Below are 18,410 nucleotides of genomic sequence, written 5' to 3' on the forward strand. Positions count from 1 at the left end.
ACGTGTACTGCGGAAGACTTAGCTAGGCTAAGCCTATGGTGGATCAGCCCGGCGCCAGCGTATATCCGGAATATTGGGAGGCCGATGTCGTGCTTCGCGACGGCGGAACGGCCCACTTGAGACCTATCTCACCCGAAGATGCCGACGCGCTCCAAGCCTTCCACACGGCGCAGTCCGAGACTTCCATCTACATGCGGTTCTTCTCGTTCAAATCGAGGCTCTCGAGCAAGGAACTACGCCGCTTCACCGAAGTGGACCACAAGGACCGGGTGGCGTTCGTCATCACCATCGGCGGAGAGATCGTGGGCGTCGGCCGGTACGACCGGCTCGATGACCCCACCGAGGCCGAAGTGGCCTTCAATATTTCCGATGTCCAGCAAGGCCGGGGCATCGGCTCCATCCTGCTCGAACACTTGGCTGCGGCTGCCCGGGAGAACGGGATCCGCCGCTTCACGGCCGAGGTCCTGCCGGAGAACCGCAAAATGCTCCGGGTCTTCGCCGACGCCGGCTACGAGCTTGTGCGCAAATTCGACGACGGCGTCGTCAGCGTCGAATTCAATATCGACCCCACCGAAAAATCCCTGGCCGTCATGGAATCGCGGGAACACCGCGCCGAGGCCCGCAGCGTACGGGACTTGCTGGCGCCGTCGTCGATCGCTGTAGTGGGCGCCAGCCGCCGGTGGGGGACCGTCGGGCACCAGTTGCTGGAACACATCCTGGAGGGTGGCTTCACCGGCGCGGTCTATGCGGTCAACCCGGAGGCATTCGAGGTGGCAGGCATGAAGTCCTTCGCCCGGATCGCCGACGTCCCGGGGCCGGTGCAGCTCGCCATCATCGCGGTTCCTTACGAGGAAGTGCCGAAAGTCGTGGACGAGTGCGGGGCAGTCGGCGTCAAAGGCCTGGTGGTCGCCACAGCAGGGTATGCCGACGACGGCGAGCGGGGGCTGCGGAGGCAGCGAGAGCTGGTGCGCCAGGCCAGGTCCTATGGGATGCGCGTGATCGGCCCCGAGTCCCTGGGGATCGTGAACACGAATCCGGAGGTTTCGCTCAACGCGTCGATGGCCCCGAGCCTGCCCCGGCGTGGGGGACTGGGGCTGTTTTCGCAGTCCGCGGCCATCGGTGTTTCCGTCTACGCCGCGGCGAGCCGCCGGGGACTGGGCCTCTCCTCGTTCCTGTCCGCCGGCAACCGCGCCGATATCTCAGGAAACGACGTCATGCAGTTCTGGGAAGACGATCCCGATACCGTCGCCGTCGGGCTCTATTTGGAGTCGATCGGCAATCCCCGCAAGTTCTCCCGCCTGGCCCGGCGCTTGTCGCGCAGCAAGCCGGTCATCGTTGCCAAGTCGGATGTCACCGGGCTGCGCCTTCCGCCGGGTCATGTCGTCCGGACAACGCTGGCGCCTGTGGCGGCCCTGGACGCGATGATGCGCCAAGCCGGCGTCATCGCCGTCGAAACCATCGAACAGCTCATGGATATAGCGCAAATCGTTTCCAGCCAGCCCCTGCCCAAGGGCCCGGCGCTCGCCGTGTACAGCAATTCCGCGGCCTTCGGGAAGGTCGTGGCGGACAACGCGGCGCCCCACGGACTCATCGTGGACCGGATCGTCACCGACGTGGACCTGGACGCCGGGATGTCCGCGGCGCGGGAAGGGCTGCGGCGTAGCCTCCGGGAGAATCTTGCGGACGATTCCGTGCATGCGGTGGTGGCGGCGATGGTCCCGTCCCGCAGCCTCACGATGGACGCGATTGCGGGAGTGCTCGCCGAATGCGCGGCAGAGGCAGGCAAGCCCGTCGTGGCTGCTTTCACGGGGATCCTCGATACTTCCGTGCAACTGGATGGATTGCTCGCCCCGGACGGTGAGTCCGGGGAGCCCGGACCGTCCCTTCCTTGCTACTCCAGCGCGGGCAGCGCGGTGGCGGCCTTGGCGGCAGTGGTCCGTTACGCGAAGTGGCTGGACCGGGACCAAGGCATGTTCGTGGAGCCTGCGGGTTGCGACCGCGAAGGTACCCGCGAACACATTGAACGGCTCCTGTCTTCTGTCCCGGGGGAACAATTGGTACGCCTCGACGACGGCGAATCGGCCGCGCTGCTGTCCCGCTACGGCATCCCCGTGGTGCCCTCTGCTGTATTCGAAAGCGACGACGAAGCGGTCGCCGCTGCCGAACGGCTCGGCTGGCCCGTGGTGCTCAAGACCACTGATCCTGCCCTCCGGCATCGCCTGGACCTGGGAGGTGTGCGGCTTGACATCGAGGACGCGGACTCGCTGCGGCGCAACATCGCGCAGATGCGACGCGTCCTCGAGCCGTATGGTTCATCGGCCATAGAAGTGCAGGCCATGGTTTCCGTGGGACAGGCCTGCACGTTCCGGGCCATCGAGGATCCGCTCCTGGGGCCCGTGGTGTCCTTCGGTTTGGCGGGAGACGCCGTGAACCTCCTGGACGACTGGGCGCACCGGGTGCCTCCCTTGTCCTCCACCGATCTCCACGACTTCATCAGGGCCCCCCGGGCTTCCCTGAAACTCTTCGGCTACCAAGGGCTGCCTGCGGTGGACGTGGCGGCCCTCGAAGACCTGGGAGCCCGGTTGGTCCGCCTCAAGGATGAACATCCCGAGATTGCCCTGGTGGAGTTCAATCCCGTCCTGGCCGGGACCCGGGGCGTGAAAATCCTTGCCGCCGAGGTGTGGATCGGGAACGCCGCACAGCGTACGGACAGTGCCCGCCGTGCGATGCTCAGCTGAGCTGACAGTTGACCGCCGTAGGGCCGGACGGTTATGAAGTCCCCAGCCGATCTGTGAAAATGGGGGAATGAGCTCGAAGTCCCCGACGCCTCCGTCCGGTCCGGCTACCACCGGGCACCATGCAGCACACAACCACAGCTCGCAGGGGCAGAGCCTGGACCAGGCACTTCAACGGGCAGGTTTCTATCCCGTCCTTGTTGCCGATGTTGTGGCCGATGCCTTGGACGGGCGCGACTGCCTTGCGCACCTGGTGCATTTGGAAACGCATTTCGACCGTGCCGAGGTCCGGCGGCACATCACGGTCCTGGTACTCACCGAGGACATGCTGGTGATCACCCACGTCGACGACCAGCAGCTTGACGAAGCCGGCGAGCAGATCGTCGCCCAGATTTCCACGGAGTCCGTTCCGGTGGCACAAATCCGCTCGGTAGTCCTCAGCTACATGTATGCGCAGCCGCAGAACTACACTCCAAGCGACCCTGTCAGGGAGCTGACCCTGTCCATTGCCTGGTCCGGAGGCCAGCGCCTGGATGTGGGACCTGCCAGTTGCGGCGATCCCCAGTGCGAGGCCGACCATGGATACACGGGCACCATCTCCCAGGAGGACATCGTGTTGCGGATCAGCTCCGAGGCCGACGGACCCAGGGCGGTCCAGGACGCGAAGGTCTTTGCCCGCGCCCTGCGGGCAGTGAACACAGGCGCTCCCGGGCCCTCAGTCCACCCGGGTACCATCTCCGCTCCACGGCTCCGCTCGGGGGTCTTCGGAAACAGGCTGAGCCGCGGGCACCAGCGCTGATGGCGACGTCGGAACCGGTCGCCCAGGAAGCCGTCCCCGTTTCCAGCGCCGTTCCTGAGCTTCCAGGCGCGCCGCTGTATGGCAGCAAATCGATCGCCGAGGTCTTCACCAGCGCAGCAGCAAGCATGGGCCTGCCCGGCTTCGAAAACACGCTGCAATTGCCTGCATCGCAACGCGTGTGCGTGGTTCTCGCTGATGGCCTGGGGCGCAATCTCCTGAAGCAGAAGGCAGCCCACACTCCGTTTCTGCGGTCAATCGCGAATTCGGGACAGGGTGCCGTCCCGGTGTGGCTTGATTCGGCTTTTCCTTCCACCACGGCATCGTCCTTGGCCAGCCTTGGAACCGGCCGTACGCCCGGTGAACACGGCATGGTGGGCTATGACGTCCTGGATCCCGACCAGGACAAGGTAGTCAACCTGCTCGGCAATTGGGACGCTGGAGTCGACCCCCTGCGCTGGCAGCCGTACCCGACAATTTTCGAACGCGTGGCTGCTGACGCCGACGTCGTCACGGTGAGCTTGCCCCAGTTCGGCGCGTCACCGATGACCCGCGCGGCGCTCCGGGGGAGCCGGTTCGTGGGCGGCAGCTCGCTCCACGCCCGGACGGCAGCGGCGGGGGAGGAAATGGCCGCGGGAACCCGCTCGCTCATGTATTTCTACGTCAACGAGCTGGACAAAGCGGGGCACCGCTACGGCTGCCAGTCCGATCGCTGGGAGCACCAGCTGGAAGAAATCGATTCAACGGTCAAAAGGCTCTCTGCCTCATTGCCCGCGGGGACAACCATCCTCCTCACCGGCGACCATGGAATGCTCGACGTCCCCGAGTCGCAGCGCATCGACTACTCCGCCGATCCCGCCCTTATCGCCGGGGTCCGGCACACGGCAGGGGAGCCGCGCATGGTCCACCTGTACCTCGAGCCCGATGCAGGAGAGCGTCACCGGGAAGCGCTGTTGGATGCCTGGCGCGCCCGCTTCGACGGGCGGATCTGGGCCTTCACCCGCGAGCAGGCCCTTGACGCCGGACTCTTCGGGACTCTTCGAGCAGAGGTTTCCCCCAGGATCGGGGACCTCATGATCGCCGCCCGGGACACTTTGGCGCTCTACGACGTCCGCCGCGTCCGTCCGACTGCCTTGGAGGTGGTGGGGCAACATGGTTCGCTGACCAAAGTGGAGCGCGAAGTTCCGCTGCTTTGCTTCCAAGCCGGAGGTCCCAAGGGCCGCCGTGGCTGAGCTTATTTTCTTCTCCGGAACCATGGACTGCGGCAAGTCCACCCTTGCGTTGCAGATGGACTACAACCACCGTGCGCGCGGCCGGGGCGGGGTCCGATTCAGTTGCAACGACCGCGCCGGCGGTTCCGTCATCTCCAGCCGGCTCGGCCTCCAGACGGACGCCGTGGAAGTCATTGACACCACCGATTTCTGGGACGAAGTTGTCCGACGCCGGACCACGGGCCTCAGGGTGGACTACCTGATCTGTGACGAAGCGCAGTTCTACTCACCGGAGCAAGTGGAACAGCTGGCGCGCGTGGTCGATGAGATGGGCGTCGACGTGTTCGCTTTTGGAATCACGTCCGACTTCCGCACCCGGCTTTTCCCTGGATCCCAGCGTTTCGTCGAGCTCGCGGACAGGGTCCAGGTCCTGCAGGTCGAGGCCCTCTGTTGGTGCGGCCGCCGGGCAACACACAATGCGCGGACGGTGGACGGCCTCATGGTGGTCGAAGGCGAGCAGGTCGTGGTGGGAGACGTTGCCAGGGATCCCGACATGGCGGAGGCTACACCGGAGCAAGCCGAAGGGTCGCACCCGGTCGTCGGATACGAGACCCTATGCCGCAGGCACTACATGCGCCGGGTGACGGCACACGGGGCCAACCTCATGGCGAGCCGGGATCAGTTGCTGCCGTTCGACGTCGACGCCTGCCTTTGGCACGGCGCCAGCTGAAGGCGCAACGAACTGAAAGCTGCCTAGTCTCCGCGGGTCCCGAAGACGATTTCGTCCCAGCTCGGAATACTGGAGCGCTTGGGCCGTGACGGCTGGCGTTCGGCCGCCCCGGCGTCGGACGTTTCTTCATCCTTCTGCCCGGCCCGGGTGGGCTTCGGCTCTTCGCGTTCCCGCCGGGGAGCGCCGCCGAGAAGTTCGTCCAGGCCCGCCCGCGGTGATGCTGCTGCCGGGGTTCGTGCCTCGTCCTGGCCGGTGTGCGTGTCGTTGTCGTTCCTGCCGCGCAACATGGTCACGGGGCGCAGGGCCGCGGGGATCAGCGTGATTTCACGGGTGTCCGTGCTGACGCCGTCGTGAAGATGGAGGGAATCGTCTTCCGTGTCGTCATGCTTCGGGGCCAGGCTCAGCCGCGACAGCACGGACGCGCGCGCGTCACGGCGGCTCGGGGCGGGTTCGGCTTCGACCTGCTCGTCCGTGTCTGTGTCGGATGGCTCTTTGTCGGCTGTTTCGGTATCCGCAAGTCCGTCTTCGACGTCGACGGGCCGCGGATGCGCAGCCGGAACGCCGCTGCTCAGAAGCAGCGCCAAAGCGTCGTCACTGTCTTCGTCAAGTCCCAGCCTCTGTCCGCGGCGTGAGCGCAACATGTCAAGGAGGCCGTCGGCTTCCTTCGTCGCAGCGGCAGCGGCCGCACGGGCGGCGGTCCCGGCGTCGGCCTCAAAGTCAAAGGGCCGGTCGGAGACGGCCGCGAGCCGCCGGGCCGGTACGGGTCCGTCAAGGGGTTCCAGTTCGCTGAGCTGCTGGGCCCAGCGGTTGGCATTCTGGATGGATTTGCGGGCGGGATGGAAGGTCCACATGGCAGGTGGCTCTTCGCCGATGCTCTCCAAGCTGCCCGGCTTGGTTTCGAAGCGTGCGACGACGGTCCACGTGCCATCGGTCCGGCGCCAGGAATCCCATTCCACCGTAGCGGAATCGATACCGTGGGCCGTGAGCCGGTGTGCAACCATTTCGCCCAGGCTCGCGGGTTCGTCGCCGAACGCTGCGCGGTAGGTGTCCTGGCCGGGGGCCGGGGCGGCGACTTCGACTTTGCGGGCTTGCTGGGCGATGTACTCGCGCTCGGCAAGAACAGGACCCTCATAGCGCTGCACGTTGGCGAGCGGCAGCCCTGAGAGCTCCGCCACTTCCGCGGCCGTAGCGCCGCTGCGGATCCGTGACTGAATGTCACGGGGGGACATGGCGACGGGCGTGATGGAAGCGCGTGCGGCCACCTGGGCAGGTGTCCGGCTCGCTGCAACCCGCAACGCCTCATCAATCGGAAGCTGGAACATCTCGCCGCCGGTACTGCTCAACAGAAGATGTCCGCCGTCGTCGTGGACGCCAACCAGCCGTAGATCCCGCATAAAATCCTCCACCATGGCCTATCTGACATTCGAAACTCTGCCACCCGGTACGGCCTTTTCCTACTAGGACAAAGGGCGCGCCGCGATATTCCGCGATTTCCGGCATTCCCTGCACAGGCGATCGGAACGGGGTATGGACATTCGGGTCTGCCGGGAGGACAATCTGCCCGGTATCGGGCACAAAAATGCGGCCTGCTGCGTTACACCCTTAGACCGGAGCAGGCTCTGGTCGACAGGACCGCAAGCCCTGCGTGAAGCACAAGGGAGAACGAAGAAGGGACCATGGCAACGGACTACGATGCCCCTCGGAAGACGGAAGAAGACACCGAGGACTCGATCGAGGAACTCAAGTCGCATCGCACCGAGAAACAGTCATCATCGGCTGTTGACATCGATGAGACTGACCTGGCAGATGCCTACGAGCTCCCGGGGGCGGACTTGTCTGGCGAAGAGCTGCTGGTCCGGGTCCTGCCTCCGCAGGCGGACGAATTTACGTGCTTCAACTGCTTCCTGGTCAAACACCGCTCCCAGATTGCGCGGGAGAAGGACGGCCATCTGTACTGCAAGGAGTGCGAAAGCTAGCCGCGGGAGGCCTGCTTGGCCAGCGCCGCCACAAGTTCTTCGGGGCGGCGCGTGGACGTCAGCCAGTACGGGGTGCGGTCCGCCGGGTCGGTGATTTCAATGCGGACCACGGGATCTATCCAGCCGCGGAGGCACAGGAACGCGAGTCCGTGGAGCCGGGTACCGCGCTCTGCCGTGGCTTCGTCCTTGCGGTATGCCGTGACGGCGCCGACAAACTCGCGCTGGATAGTGGCCCGTCCCACTTGGACCGTGTCACGGTCCACCACAATCGCGGGAGTGGACACCACGAGCATGGTGGTCATGATCGCGAAGAGAACCAGCGCGGCGATGATTCCTGCGGTGATGCTGATAGGCGCGAACATCAGGATGCCCGCGGCGGACAGTCCGACCACCACGATCCAAATCCAGGGGGAGGGCCAGAGCTTTTCCGTAAACAGGACGCCCGTTCCACTCGAGGAATGGTGCGGCACGGGCACGGAAGCAGTCGATTCAGGCATGCCACCAGCTTATCGGGACTGTGACCCCGGGAATTAACGCGCCTTGTGCCCTGCGACTGACCTGCGGCCGCAACCGGGAGAGTATTCCGTGGGCGATAGAATATGTGACTGTGAGCCACGAGACAGCAGTAGCCAACCCAGCAGACACCTCCGCCGAATACGGTGCGCCGACCCTTCAGGTCCAACTGAAAATGCTCGACGCCGGTTTGGAAGTGCCGTCGTACGCCCACCCCGGTGACGCCGGCGCCGACTTGCGGGCCCGCGCGGACGTGTCGCTCGCGCCGGGAGAGCGGAAGCTCGTTCCCACGGGCGTGTCAATCGCGCTGCCGAACGGCTTTGTCGCACTGATCCACCCCCGGTCAGGGCTGGCAACCAAGCACGGACTCACCGTGGTGAACGCTCCCGGAACGGTTGATGCCGGCTACCGAGGTGAAATTTCCGTGACGCTTTTGAATACCGACCAAAACCACGCAATCGAACTCAAGCGCGGCGATAGAATTGCTCAAATGGTGATCCAGCGCGTCGAGTATGCGCAGTTCGTTTCCGTGGAAGAGTTGTCCGACACCTCGCGCGGCACCGGCGGCTTTGGATCCACCGGAGGCTTCGTGCCGGCCGTGAGCTAGCAACAACCCTCGACAATCGGCGCTGCAAGGAGCTGATTGCCATGCTGCCCGCGAGTTGACGGGCAGTCTGCGGTTTACTGGGGGATAGACCACTACTAAGGAGACAACCCGATGCTTTTTGGGCGCGGAAAGAAGTCCAAGGCTGAGCAGCCGAAAGACAACGGTACTGAGCAGGCCAATGCCGCGACGACGCGGCAGGACGCCGGCCCGGTAGCCGGTGGAGCCGCCAAGGGCGACTTCCGCCTGTCCAGGGGGCCATTGGATGCCAGCGAAATTGATAGCCAGGATGGCTACGTGGATCTTGGCGCCCTGCTGATCGAACCTTCCGAAGGCCTTCAATTGCGCCTCGAAGTGGAAGAGGCAACCCAGCGGGTAGTGGCGGTCACCATGGACCTCGATGGCTCGAGCCTTCAGCTCCAGGCGTTTGCCGCTCCACGTTCCGAAGGGCTGTGGGACGAGATCCGCGAACAGATCGGCCAATCCGTGTCCAGCCAAGGAGGCGAAGTCGAGGAAATCATCGGCACCTTCGGCACGGAACTCATCGCCAAACTTCCTACAGAATCCGCAGACGGCGGACGTGGCTTCCGGGCTGCCCGGTTCATGGGCGTCGACGGACCCCGCTGGTTCCTTCGTGGAGTCATCGGCGGCAACGCGGCTTTGGACAGGAAAGCGGCCGAAGGACTGGAGAACCTCTTCCGGAAGGTTGTGGTCATTCGCGGAGACAACCCCATGCCGCCCCGTGAGCTGCTTCAGCTGAAGCTGCCCAAGGACGCCGTAGCGCCAGGGCAGCACGGTGCTCCCCATGAAACACCGGAGCTTAAGCAACCCGAACGCGGCCCGGAGATCACCCAGATTGGCTGACAAAGCCGCGCGTGCCGCTGCCGCCCAAGGTAGCCCGGCGTCCCTGCCTCTCACTGAGCTCCCCGTCCGGGGCCGGGTCGACTGCACGGGTTTCATCGAGTCGGTGACCTACCAGCCCGCCAACGAGCAAGCACACTTCTCTGCAATCGTCGTTGACCGGATTGCGCACAGGGGCGACACGGGTCCGTTGACCCGATTGCGCGTCATCTGGCTCGGGCGACGCAAAGTGCCCGGTATCGAACCCGGGACTGTCCTGCGGCTCGAGGGCATGGTCACGCAGCGGGACGGGATGCCCACCATGTTCAATCCGCGCTATGAAATCCTCTCCCGGCAGGAGCACCAATGACCGTCGCCAACGGATCCGGCCCCCACGAAAAGCCAGCCCAGGAAGAACCTGGCCCGGAGGAGGAGTCCCGGCAAGGCGCCCTGGGGCCGAGCGTTGCGGACATCGCCGCCGGCTATGCCGAAAAAGCCGGACTCCAACGCAACAGCCACGGGCATGTGGACATCCTCAAATCGGCCGGAGGTGTTCAGGGGATAGCCGAGAGCATCGTGCCCGGCCTCGTATTCCTGGTCGCCTTCATGGTCACCCGCGACCTTCCGGCGTCCCTGATTGCCTCCCTCGCGGCGGCAGCCGTTTTCACCGTGGTCCGGCTGGTCCAACGGCGCCCGTTGACCCAGGCGCTTGCCGGGATCGCCGGCGTCGCCATCTCCGCTTGGCTCGCGAACACCACCGGCAAGGCCGAGGATTTCTACGTCCTGGGTTTCTACACGAATATCGCCTACATCGTGGGAATGGTGCTGTCGATCCTGCTCAAGTGGCCGATCGCCGGCCTGCTGTTCGGCTTCGTCCGCAACGAGGGCTTCGAATGGCGGAAGAACCCGGAGCGCTTGCGGGCATATGCCATCGGCACATGGGTGGTCATCGCCGTGCTGGCACTCCGGCTTGTGGTCCAGGTGCCCCTGTATTTCCTGGGCGAACCCGGCCTGGCTGCGCTCGCTACCATGAGGCTGATCATGGGCGCTCCGCTGTACATCCTGGGTCTCTGGATTGCTTGGCTCCTGACCCGGCCTGCGCCGGGCCAGAAGCCGAACCGTGATCCTCAGCCGTCGAAACCGTCGTCGTCGGACTGATCCGAAAACTCTTCCTCGACGTCAACTGAACCGTGGTCCGCGGCGGACGGGGAGAGCAGGGCCCTGAGGCCGTCTTCGGCCTCAATGGTCGTGACGAAGAACAGTTCGTCGCCGCCGTCGATCACGTCGTCGCGGCTTGGTGTGATCGGCGCGTGGTCCCGGAGGATCGCCACCAGGGTCGCGTCGTCGGGCCATTCGATGCCGCCCACGGTGCTCCCGATGATGTGCGAGTCGTGGGGAACGGTGAATTCGACGAGCGAGGACACACCCGTCTGCAAGGTCAGCAAACGGACGAGGTCACCGATTTCCACGGCTTCTTCCACGAGCGCCGTCATGAGCTGCGGGGTGTTGACTGCGACGTCGACCCCCCAGGAATCGTTGAACATCCAGTCGTTCTTGGGATTGTTGACCCGGCCCACCGTGCGGCCTACACCGAATTCGGTCTTGGCCAGCAAGGACACTACCAGGTTGACTTTGTCGTCGCCGGTCGCGGACACGACGACGTCGGCCCCTTCCAATTTCGCTTCCTGCAGCGTGCTCAATTCGCACGCATCGCCCACCAGCCAGCGGGCCCCGCGGAGCCCGCTGCGCCCGATGACCTCCGGTTTGAGGTCGATCAGCATGATCTCGTGTTTGTGGGCAAGCAGTTCCCGCGCGATCGATGAACCGACGCTGCCTGCGCCGACAATAACGACTTTCACTCAGACTCCTTGGCGGGTGCGCTGGAAAGGATGCGCGCCACCTCGGCGCTGCGGTCCAGATTCAACATGGCGTGCACGGTGTCGCCCTCCTGGTACGCCGTTCCGGCCTGCGGCAGGACGCCTTCGCCAAAGCGGGTAAGGAAAGCGATGCGGATGCCGGATGCTGCTTCGATGGCCGTCAACGGGTGCCCGATCCAGCCTTGGTCAAGGTCGACTTCGGACAAAACCAGCCGACCCGAGGGTTCGCGGTAATCGCCTGCCAAATGCTGCTCGGGCAGGATCCGGCGCAGGACCTGGTCCGCGCTCCAACGCACGGCGGCTACCGTGGGGATGCCCAGACGCTGGTAGATTTCGGCGCGGCCGGGATCGTAGATGCGGGCAACAACATGCGAAACGTGGAATGTCTCACGCGCTACCCGGGTGGCGAGGATGTTGGAATTGTCACCGCTGGAGACGGCGGCGAAGGCATACGCCTCCTCGCAACCTGCCTGCTTGAGGGTGTCCCGGTCGAATCCGACGCCCGTGACTTTCCTACCGGTGAATCCGCTGCGCAAGCGGCGGAAGGCACGGTCGTCCTGGTCGATGATTGCCACCGAATGGCCGGCGTCTTCCAAGGTGTGCGCCAACGTTGCGCCAACTCGTCCGCAACCCATGATCACAAAGTGAGCCACGGTTTCTCCTTCACTCTTATGCATGCCGCTCGGTAAGACTCTACCGGGGCAAGTCGCGGAAGCCAGTCCGCCGTCATGACATCGCGTTCGATTCAGAGTAGCTTTGCGGAGTGCTGACAATTCTCAACGCCGCGAAGCGGGTGTTGGTGGGGCGGCCGTTCCGGAACGACCGCCTGGCCCACACCCTGCTTCCCAAGCGCATTGCGCTGCCGATTTTCGCTTCGGACGCCCTGTCCTCCGTGGCGTATGCCCCTGACGAAATCCTGCTGACGCTGGCCCTCGCCGGCGTGAGTGCCGTGGCCATTTCGCCGCTGGTAGGCCTCGCAGTCATGGTGGTCTTGCTCACGGTTGTTGCCTCGTACCGGCAGAACGTCCACGCTTACCCTTCAGGTGGCGGCGACTACGAAATCGCCAACGTCAACCTGGGGAAGTTCGCAGGCCTGACGGTCGCCGCGGCTTTGTTGGTGGACTACGTCCTCACCGTCGCTGTGTCGATGTCCTCCGCGGCGGCGTACCTGACCACGGCGATCCCCTCGCTTCATGGGCAGCAGGCGCTCATCGCCACAGTCGGCGTCGTTGTCCTGGCACTGGTGAACCTGCGCGGAATCAAGGAAGCCGGCAGTGTCTTCGCGGTTCCCACCTACATCTTCATGTTCTCCATCCTGGGCATGACGGCCGTCGGTATCTTCCAGGCGGCCACAGGCCAACTCGGCCAGGCTCCCTCGGGGGCCTTCACCATCGTCCCGCAAGAGGGATTCGACCAGGGACTCGTGGGCTTGGCAGGCGCGTTCCTGCTCCTGCGGGCCTTCTCCTCCGGCGCCGCCGCCCTGACCGGCGTGGAGGCCATCAGCAACGGGGTGCCGAACTTCAAGAAGCCCAAGAGCAAGAATGCGGCCACCACGCTCTTGCTGCTCGGAGTCATCGCCTCGGCCATGCTCGCGGGCATCATCTACCTTGCCAACGCCACCAAGGTCCACATCGTGCTGGATCCGGCCAAGGAATTCCTCCTGCACGGCCAGCCGCTCCCGGACGACTACATCCAGAACCCTGCCATCAGCCAGATTGCACAGACGATCTTCGGCGCCGGGTCCATCCCGTTCTACGTTGTTGTCGCTGCCACGGGCGTCATCCTCGTCTTCGCCTCCAACACTGCCTTCAACGGATTCCCGGTCCTTGGGTCCATCCTTGCCCAGGACGGCTACCTTCCCCGCCAGCTTCGGACCCGCGGAGACCGCCTGGCCTTCAGCAACGGCGTCCTGGCCCTTGCGGCCGGGGCCTTGGTGCTCATCATTTCCTTCAACGCCGATGTCACCAAACTCATCCAGCTGTACATTGTTGGCGTCTTCATTTCCTTCACGATGAGCCAGCTGGGCATGGTGCGTCATTGGGGCAGGGAACTCAAACTTGCGCAGGACAAAGCCGTCCGCCGCAGGATCGTGAAGTCCCGCACCATCAACATGCTCGGCTTCGCAATGACGGCGCTGGTGCTGACCATCGTGCTGATCACCAAGTTCGAGCAGGGCGCCTGGATCGCCCTTCTGGCGATGTTCGTGCTGTTCCTCATCATGTGGAGCATCCGCGCCCACTACGACAATGTGGCCAAGGAATTGGCCGTTGACGAGGATTCTTCCCCGCGTGCATTGCCTACCCGGGTCCATGCCGTGCTGCTGGTTTCCCATGTCCGCAAACCGGTGCTGCGCGCCCTGGCCTACGCGCGCGCGTCGAGGCCGTCCCGGCTGGACGCCATCATCGTGGACATCGACCACGAGGAAACGGCGCACACCGTCGAGGCCTGGGACAAGCTGGACATCCCTGTCCCGTTGACCGTGTTGGCGAGCCCGTACCGTGAAACCGTCACGCCCATCCTGGACTACGTCAAGAACATGCGCCGCGATTCCCCGCGCGACCTGATCGTCGTCTACATCCCGGAGTACGTCGTCGGCAAGTGGTGGGAACAGCTCGTGCACAACCAGACCGCGTTGCGCATCAAGGCCCGGCTCCACTTTGAACCCGGCGTCATGGTGGCGAGCGTTCCATGGCAATTGAAGTCCTCCGAAGAAGCAAAGGCATTGCAGGATACCTGATGACCCACCCCAGCAACACCGAATCCAGCTCGCCCACGGCCCAGGACGGAGCTGCCACGGAGCTGGTGGTCGACGTCGGCCCCGTCGCCCATGGCGGCCACTTTGTCGCACGGCACGAGGGCCGGGTCATTTTTGTCCGGCATGGCATCCCGGGGGAGAAGGTCCGGGTCCGGCTGACCGATGCGGGAGAGTCTTCGCGTTTCTGGCGTGCCGACGTCGTCGACGTCTTGGAAGCATCAGACGACCGGACGCGCCATTTCTGGCCCCTCGCCGACTCGCTTGCCGCCTGGCGCAAGGGCGGTCCGCCCGTGGGCGGCGCCGAACTGGGACACGTGACACTGGAACGGCAGCGCCTGCTCAAATCCGAAGTCCTCGCCGAGCAACTGAAGCGGCTCGCCGGCGTCGAACTCTATGTCGAGGTGGAGCGGGCGGCCGCTGGTGACCCGGGCTCCGGCGGCGTTGCAGGGTCCGACGGCGATACGGGGCTCGGCTGGCGGACCCGTGCCAGCTTTGCCGTCACCCCCGGTGGCCGGCTGGGGATGCATGCCCACCGCTCCGACGTCGTGATTCCGGTCCACGAGATGCCTTTGGCACTGCCGGGCATCAACGAGTTGCGGCTCTGGGACATCGATCTGCGGGGAATTTCGCGGGTGGAAGTGGCCGCGCCTGCCAACGGATCGCGTCCGCTTGTCCTTCTTGCCCCGGAAGAAGGTACCGATGCCCGGCGCCTCAACCGGATCCTGGGCCAGCTCCCGCACGAAGTGTCGGTGGCCAGCTTCGACCCCGTGGGCGGAGAAGTCCTGCAGCTGCGCGGCAGGACGTGGGTCCAGGAATCGGCTGCCGGTCACGAATACCGCGTAACGGGAGAAGGGTTCTGGCAGATCCACAAGGATGCGCCCGGGACCCTGGTGGGGGCGGTGACGGGATTCCTGCACGACGGCGGCTACCTCCTTCCGGGATCGGCCGTCGCCGACCTTTACGCGGGAGCCGGATTGTTTACCGCGCCCTTGGCGGATGCTGTGGGGATCACCGGTTCGGTGCTCTCCGTCGAAGGATCGCCCGGGACGAGCCGGGATGCCCGCAAGAATCTGCACGGAGAGACCCAGGTGGAAATCGTCCAGGGCAGGGTGGAGCGTGTCCTCCGGCAGCGGCCCCGCAGCTTCGACGCCTTGGTGATCGACCCGCCGCGGGCCGGCGCGGGCAAAGCCGTGGTCAGCCAGCTCATCGAGTCCGGGCCGCGGGCAATCGCCTATGTGTCGTGTGATCCGGCCTCCTTCGCGCGTGATCTGGGGTACTTCCGGAACGGCGGATGGCGCCTTGAATCCCTCCGCGCCTTCGACCTGTATCCGCACACGCATCACCTCGAGACCGTCGCGTTGCTGGTGCCCGCGGCATAGCCGCCACTACGATGGTGGAGAAGTCCTACGTCGCGCTTCACTTCTCCACCGGCCGCTCGATGCCCAGATTAGGCTTGCCTAACTAGCTAGCGGTCAACCACGCGACAAAGATGAAAGCTGTTGCGAGAGGAGTCCTGCCATGAGCACTGTGGACAGCTTCGGTTCCAAAGGCGTACTGAATGTAGCCGGCACCGATTATGAAATTTTCCGGTTGAACTCCGTTGAGGGCGCAGACAGCCTTCCGTTCAGCCTTAAGGTATTGCTTGAAAACCTCCTGCGGACGGAAGATGGCGCCAATATCACGGCCGACCACGTCCGCGCCCTGGCCGGCTGGGACCCGGATGCCCAGCCCGACACCGAGATCCAGTTCACCCCGGCCCGCGTCATCATGCAGGACTTCACCGGGGTTCCCTGTGTCGTTGACCTTGCCACCATGCGTGAAGCCATCAAGGACCTCGGCGGCGACCCCAAGCGCGTCAACCCGCTGGCTCCGGCTGAGATGGTCATCGACCACTCCGTGCAGATCGACGCCTTCGGCAACTCCGGCGCCCTCGAGCGCAACATGGAGATCGAATACCAGCGCAACGGGGAGCGTTACCAGTTCCTGCGCTGGGGCCAGACTGCTTTTGACGACTTCAAGGTTGTTCCCCCGGGAACCGGCATCGTCCACCAGGTCAACATCGAATACCTGGCACGCACCGTCATGACCCGAGAAGTTGACGGGGTCCTCCGCGCCTACCCCGACACCTGCGTCGGCACGGACTCGCACACCACCATGGTCAACGGCCTGGGCGTGCTGGGCTGGGGCGTAGGCGGCATCGAAGCCGAGGCTGCCATGCTGGGCCAGCCCGTCTCCATGCTGATCCCGCGCGTTGTCGGCTTCAAGCTCACGGGCTCCATCCCCGCCGGCGCCACCGCCACGGACGTCGTCCTGACCATCACCGAGCAGCTCCGCAACCACGGTGTGGTCGGCAAGTTCGTGGAGTTCTACGGCGAAGGCGTTGCGGCTGTGCCGCTGGCCAACCGCGCCACCATCGGCAACATGAGCCCGGAGTTCGGTTCCACGGCAGCAATGTTCCCGATCGACGACGTCACCCTCGAGTACTTACGCCTCACCGGCCGCTCCGATCAAAACGTCGCCCTGGTCGAGGCCTACGCGAAGGAACAGGGCCTGTGGCACGATCCCTCGCACGAGATCAAGTTCTCCGAGTACCTCGAGCTGGACCTGTCCACGGTTGTTCCCTCCATCTCGGGCCCGAAGCGTCCCCAGGACCGCATCATCCTCACCGAGTCCAAGGCCCAGTTCCGCGAGGACCTGCGCAACTACGTCAAGGAAGACCTGGCAGACGGAAGCCTGGACGAAGCGATCGACGAAAGCTTCCCGGCCTCCGACTCGCCGTCGTTCACCGCCTCCACGACACACCTGGCCGAAGTAGCGCCGCACGCACACGGCCCGAAGTCGAACGGTCGCCCGTCGAACAAAGTGAGCGTCACAACAGCTGACGGCCGCGAATTCGAACTGGACCACGGTGCCGTTTCGATCGCTTCGATCACGTCCTGCACCAACACGTCCAACCCGTCCGTGATGCTTGCTGCCGCGCTGCTCGCCCGCAACGCCGTGGACAAGGGCCTCGCCTCCAAGCCGTGGGTCAAGACCTCGGTCGCTCCCGGCTCCAAGGTTGTCACCGACTACTACGAGAAGTCCGGCCTGACTCCCTACCTGGAGAAGCTCGGCTTCTACATCGTGGGCTACGGCTGCGCAACCTGCATCGGTAACTCCGGACCCCTCGACGCCGAAATCTCCGAGGCCATCCAGGCCAACGACCTTTCCGTCACCGCTGTCCTCTCCGGCAACCGGAACTTCGAAGGCCGCATCAACCCGGACGTCAAGATGAACTACCTGGCCTCCCCGCCGCTGGTCATCGCCTACGCCCTGGCCGGAACCATGGACTTCGACTTCGACGCCGATCCGCTGGGCCAGGACCAGGATGGCAACGATGTCTTCTTGAAGGACATCTGGCCGAACCCTGTCGAGGTCCAGAAGGTCATCGATTCCTCGATCGACAAGGAAATGTTCGCCCGCGGTTACGAAGGTGTCTTCGACGGCGACGACCGCTGGAAGGCGCTCGAGACCCCGGCAGGCGACACCTTCGCCTGGGATGCCAAGTCCACGTACGTGCGGAAGCCCCCGTACTTTGAAGGCATGAAGGCGCAGCCGGAACCCGTAACGGACATCGCCGGCGCCCGCGTGCTGCTGAAGCTCGGCGATTCGGTCACCACCGACCACATCTCCCCGGCGGGCTCCTTCAAGTCGGACACCCCGGCCGGCCAGTACCTTCTGGCCAACGCTGTGGAGCGCAAGGACTTCAACTCCTACGGTTCACGCCGCGGCAACCACGAGGTCATGATCCGCGGGACGTTCGCGAACATCCGCATCAAGAACCAGCTGCTCGCTGACTTCAACGACGGTGCGGGCGTCGAGGGTGGCTTCACCCGCGACTTCACCCAGGCGGACGGCCCCCAGGCCTACGTTTACGACGCTGCCCAGAACTACCAAGCAGCCGGCACCCCGCTGGTGGTCCTGGCCGGCAAGGAGTACGGCTCCGGCTCTTCCCGTGACTGGGCTGCCAAGGGAACCGCGCTTCTGGGTGTGAAGGCTGTCATCGCCGAAAGCTATGAGCGGATCCACCGCTCCAACCTCATCGGCATGGGCGTGCTCCCGCTGCAGTACCCGGCGGGCGAATCCGCTGCGTCGCTGGGCCTGGTCGGCACGGAAACGTTCTCGGTCGAGGGCGTCACCGAGCTGAACAACGGCACGACCCCGAGGACGCTCAAGGTCACGGCAACGGCCGAGGACGGCAGCACCAAGTCCTTCGATGCCGTGTTGCGCATCGATACCCCGGGCGAAGCGGACTACTACCGCAACGGCGGCATCCTGCAGTACGTTTTGCGCCAAATCTCGGCACACTAGCGCGAACTACGCCTAAGCCGAAA

The 18,410-nt window shown here is 64.7% G+C and carries 16 protein-coding genes; 12 read left to right on the forward strand and 4 right to left on the reverse strand.

Annotated elements, in window-relative coordinates; translation table 11 throughout:
* Nucleotides 1-35: 35 nt before the first annotated feature.
* From QRN59_RS05235 to QRN59_RS05250, 4 genes are all read left to right on the forward strand, one after another.
* Entirely contained in the window at nt 36-2,738 is a 2,703-nt protein-coding gene (locus QRN59_RS05235) for a bifunctional acetate--CoA ligase family protein/GNAT family N-acetyltransferase (protein WP_284981458.1), read from the forward strand.
* 67 nt (nt 2,739-2,805) lie between these two features.
* On the forward strand, nt 2,806-3,534 hold the full coding sequence (locus tag QRN59_RS05240; RefSeq protein WP_236817024.1) for a DUF5998 family protein: 729 nt from the start codon (nt 2,806-2,808) through the stop codon (nt 3,532-3,534).
* Complete coding sequence (locus QRN59_RS05245; RefSeq protein ID WP_284981459.1) at nt 3,534-4,763, forward strand: alkaline phosphatase family protein; 1,230 nt, start codon at nt 3,534-3,536, stop codon at nt 4,761-4,763. Before QRN59_RS05240 ends, QRN59_RS05245 begins: the two co-directional genes overlap by 1 nt.
* A complete protein-coding gene (locus QRN59_RS05250; protein ID WP_284981460.1) occupies nt 4,756-5,472 on the forward strand; it encodes a thymidine kinase in 717 nt (238 codons plus the stop codon). Before QRN59_RS05245 ends, QRN59_RS05250 begins: the two co-directional genes overlap by 8 nt.
* A gap of 23 nt (nt 5,473-5,495) precedes the next feature.
* On the opposite strand, the gene sepH is transcribed toward QRN59_RS05250, so the two are convergent.
* On the reverse strand, nt 5,496-6,866 hold the full coding sequence (gene sepH, locus QRN59_RS05255; protein ID WP_284981461.1) for a septation protein SepH: 1,371 nt from the start codon (nt 6,864-6,866) through the stop codon (nt 5,496-5,498).
* 282 nt (nt 6,867-7,148) lie between these two features.
* Here sepH and QRN59_RS05260 point away from each other — a divergent pair, with 282 nt between their 5' ends.
* Nucleotides 7,149-7,448 carry a DUF4193 domain-containing protein gene (locus QRN59_RS05260; protein WP_078105507.1) on the forward strand — a complete coding sequence of 100 codons (300 nt, stop codon included), beginning with the start codon at nt 7,149-7,151 and terminating at the stop codon, nt 7,446-7,448.
* Here the strand turns inward: QRN59_RS05260 and QRN59_RS05265 are convergent.
* The gene (locus QRN59_RS05265; protein ID WP_284981462.1) at nt 7,445-7,945 is read right to left on the reverse strand and encodes a DUF3093 domain-containing protein; all 501 of its coding nucleotides are present in this window, start codon (nt 7,943-7,945) and stop codon (nt 7,445-7,447) included. The genes QRN59_RS05260 and QRN59_RS05265 overlap by 4 nt on opposite strands.
* A gap of 110 nt (nt 7,946-8,055) precedes the next feature.
* On the opposite strand from QRN59_RS05265, the gene dut reads away from it, so the two are divergent.
* The 4 genes from dut to QRN59_RS05285 all read left to right on the forward strand — a co-directional run bounded on the left by dut (nt 8,056) and on the right by QRN59_RS05285 (nt 10,563).
* Entirely contained in the window at nt 8,056-8,568 is a 513-nt protein-coding gene (dut, locus tag QRN59_RS05270; protein ID WP_284981463.1) for a dUTP diphosphatase, read from the forward strand.
* Between the two features lie 111 nt (nt 8,569-8,679).
* Nucleotides 8,680-9,429, forward strand: a complete 750-nt coding sequence (locus QRN59_RS05275; protein WP_284981464.1) for a DUF3710 domain-containing protein — start codon at nt 8,680-8,682, stop codon at nt 9,427-9,429.
* Complete coding sequence (locus tag QRN59_RS05280; RefSeq protein ID WP_284981465.1) at nt 9,422-9,775, forward strand: single stranded DNA-binding domain-containing protein; 354 nt, start codon at nt 9,422-9,424, stop codon at nt 9,773-9,775. Before QRN59_RS05275 ends, QRN59_RS05280 begins: the two co-directional genes overlap by 8 nt.
* Nucleotides 9,772-10,563: a DUF3159 domain-containing protein gene (locus QRN59_RS05285; RefSeq protein ID WP_284981466.1), complete on the forward strand. Its 792-nt coding sequence runs from the start codon at nt 9,772-9,774 to the stop codon at nt 10,561-10,563. The genes QRN59_RS05280 and QRN59_RS05285 overlap by 4 nt, the downstream gene beginning before the upstream one ends.
* Here QRN59_RS05285 and QRN59_RS05290 read toward each other — a convergent pair.
* Both QRN59_RS05290 and QRN59_RS05295 read right to left on the reverse strand, forming a co-directional pair.
* The gene (locus tag QRN59_RS05290) at nt 10,533-11,264 is read right to left on the reverse strand and encodes a potassium channel family protein (RefSeq protein WP_284981467.1); all 732 of its coding nucleotides are present in this window, start codon (nt 11,262-11,264) and stop codon (nt 10,533-10,535) included. The two genes, QRN59_RS05285 and QRN59_RS05290, sit on opposite strands and share 31 nt — an antisense overlap.
* A complete protein-coding gene (locus QRN59_RS05295; RefSeq protein WP_284752024.1) occupies nt 11,261-11,935 on the reverse strand; it encodes a potassium channel family protein in 675 nt (224 codons plus the stop codon). Before QRN59_RS05295 ends, QRN59_RS05290 begins: the two co-directional genes overlap by 4 nt.
* 110 nt (nt 11,936-12,045) lie before the next feature.
* On the opposite strand from QRN59_RS05295, the gene QRN59_RS05300 reads away from it, so the two are divergent.
* The 3 genes from QRN59_RS05300 to QRN59_RS05310 all read left to right on the forward strand — a co-directional run bounded on the left by QRN59_RS05300 (nt 12,046) and on the right by QRN59_RS05310 (nt 18,387).
* Entirely contained in the window at nt 12,046-14,019 is a 1,974-nt protein-coding gene (locus QRN59_RS05300; RefSeq protein WP_284981468.1) for an APC family permease, read from the forward strand.
* A complete protein-coding gene (locus tag QRN59_RS05305) occupies nt 14,019-15,416 on the forward strand; it encodes a class I SAM-dependent RNA methyltransferase (RefSeq protein ID WP_284981469.1) in 1,398 nt (465 codons plus the stop codon). The genes QRN59_RS05300 and QRN59_RS05305 overlap by 1 nt, the downstream gene beginning before the upstream one ends.
* 139 nt (nt 15,417-15,555) lie before the next feature.
* Entirely contained in the window at nt 15,556-18,387 is a 2,832-nt protein-coding gene (locus QRN59_RS05310; protein ID WP_284981470.1) for an aconitate hydratase, read from the forward strand.
* Nucleotides 18,388-18,410 lie beyond the last annotated feature (23 nt).

The organism is Arthrobacter sp. efr-133-TYG-118, assembly GCF_030209755.1.
GTDB lineage: Bacteria > Actinomycetota > Actinomycetes > Actinomycetales > Micrococcaceae > Arthrobacter.

Bases quoted from the DNA above. Each gene is read 5' to 3' on its own strand.
- QRN59_RS05305 (WP_284981469.1), top strand. From the start codon at position 14,019: ATGACCCACCCCAGCAACACCGAATCCAGCTCGCCCACGGCCCAGGAC.
- QRN59_RS05265 (WP_284981462.1), bottom strand. From the start codon at position 7,945: ATGCCTGAATCGACTGCTTCCGTGCCCGTGCCGCACCATTCCTCGAGT.
- sepH (WP_284981461.1), bottom strand. From the start codon at position 6,866: ATGCGGGATCTACGGCTGGTTGGCGTCCACGACGACGGCGGACATCTT.
- QRN59_RS05260 (WP_078105507.1), top strand. From the start codon at position 7,149: ATGGCAACGGACTACGATGCCCCTCGGAAGACGGAAGAAGACACCGAG.
- QRN59_RS05275 (WP_284981464.1), top strand. From the start codon at position 8,680: ATGCTTTTTGGGCGCGGAAAGAAGTCCAAGGCTGAGCAGCCGAAAGAC.
- QRN59_RS05240 (WP_236817024.1), top strand. From the start codon at position 2,806: ATGAGCTCGAAGTCCCCGACGCCTCCGTCCGGTCCGGCTACCACCGGG.
- QRN59_RS05235 (WP_284981458.1), top strand. From the start codon at position 36: ATGGTGGATCAGCCCGGCGCCAGCGTATATCCGGAATATTGGGAGGCC.
- QRN59_RS05310 (WP_284981470.1), top strand. From the start codon at position 15,556: ATGAGCACTGTGGACAGCTTCGGTTCCAAAGGCGTACTGAATGTAGCC.
- QRN59_RS05245 (WP_284981459.1), top strand. From the start codon at position 3,534: ATGGCGACGTCGGAACCGGTCGCCCAGGAAGCCGTCCCCGTTTCCAGC.
- QRN59_RS05285 (WP_284981466.1), top strand. From the start codon at position 9,772: ATGACCGTCGCCAACGGATCCGGCCCCCACGAAAAGCCAGCCCAGGAA.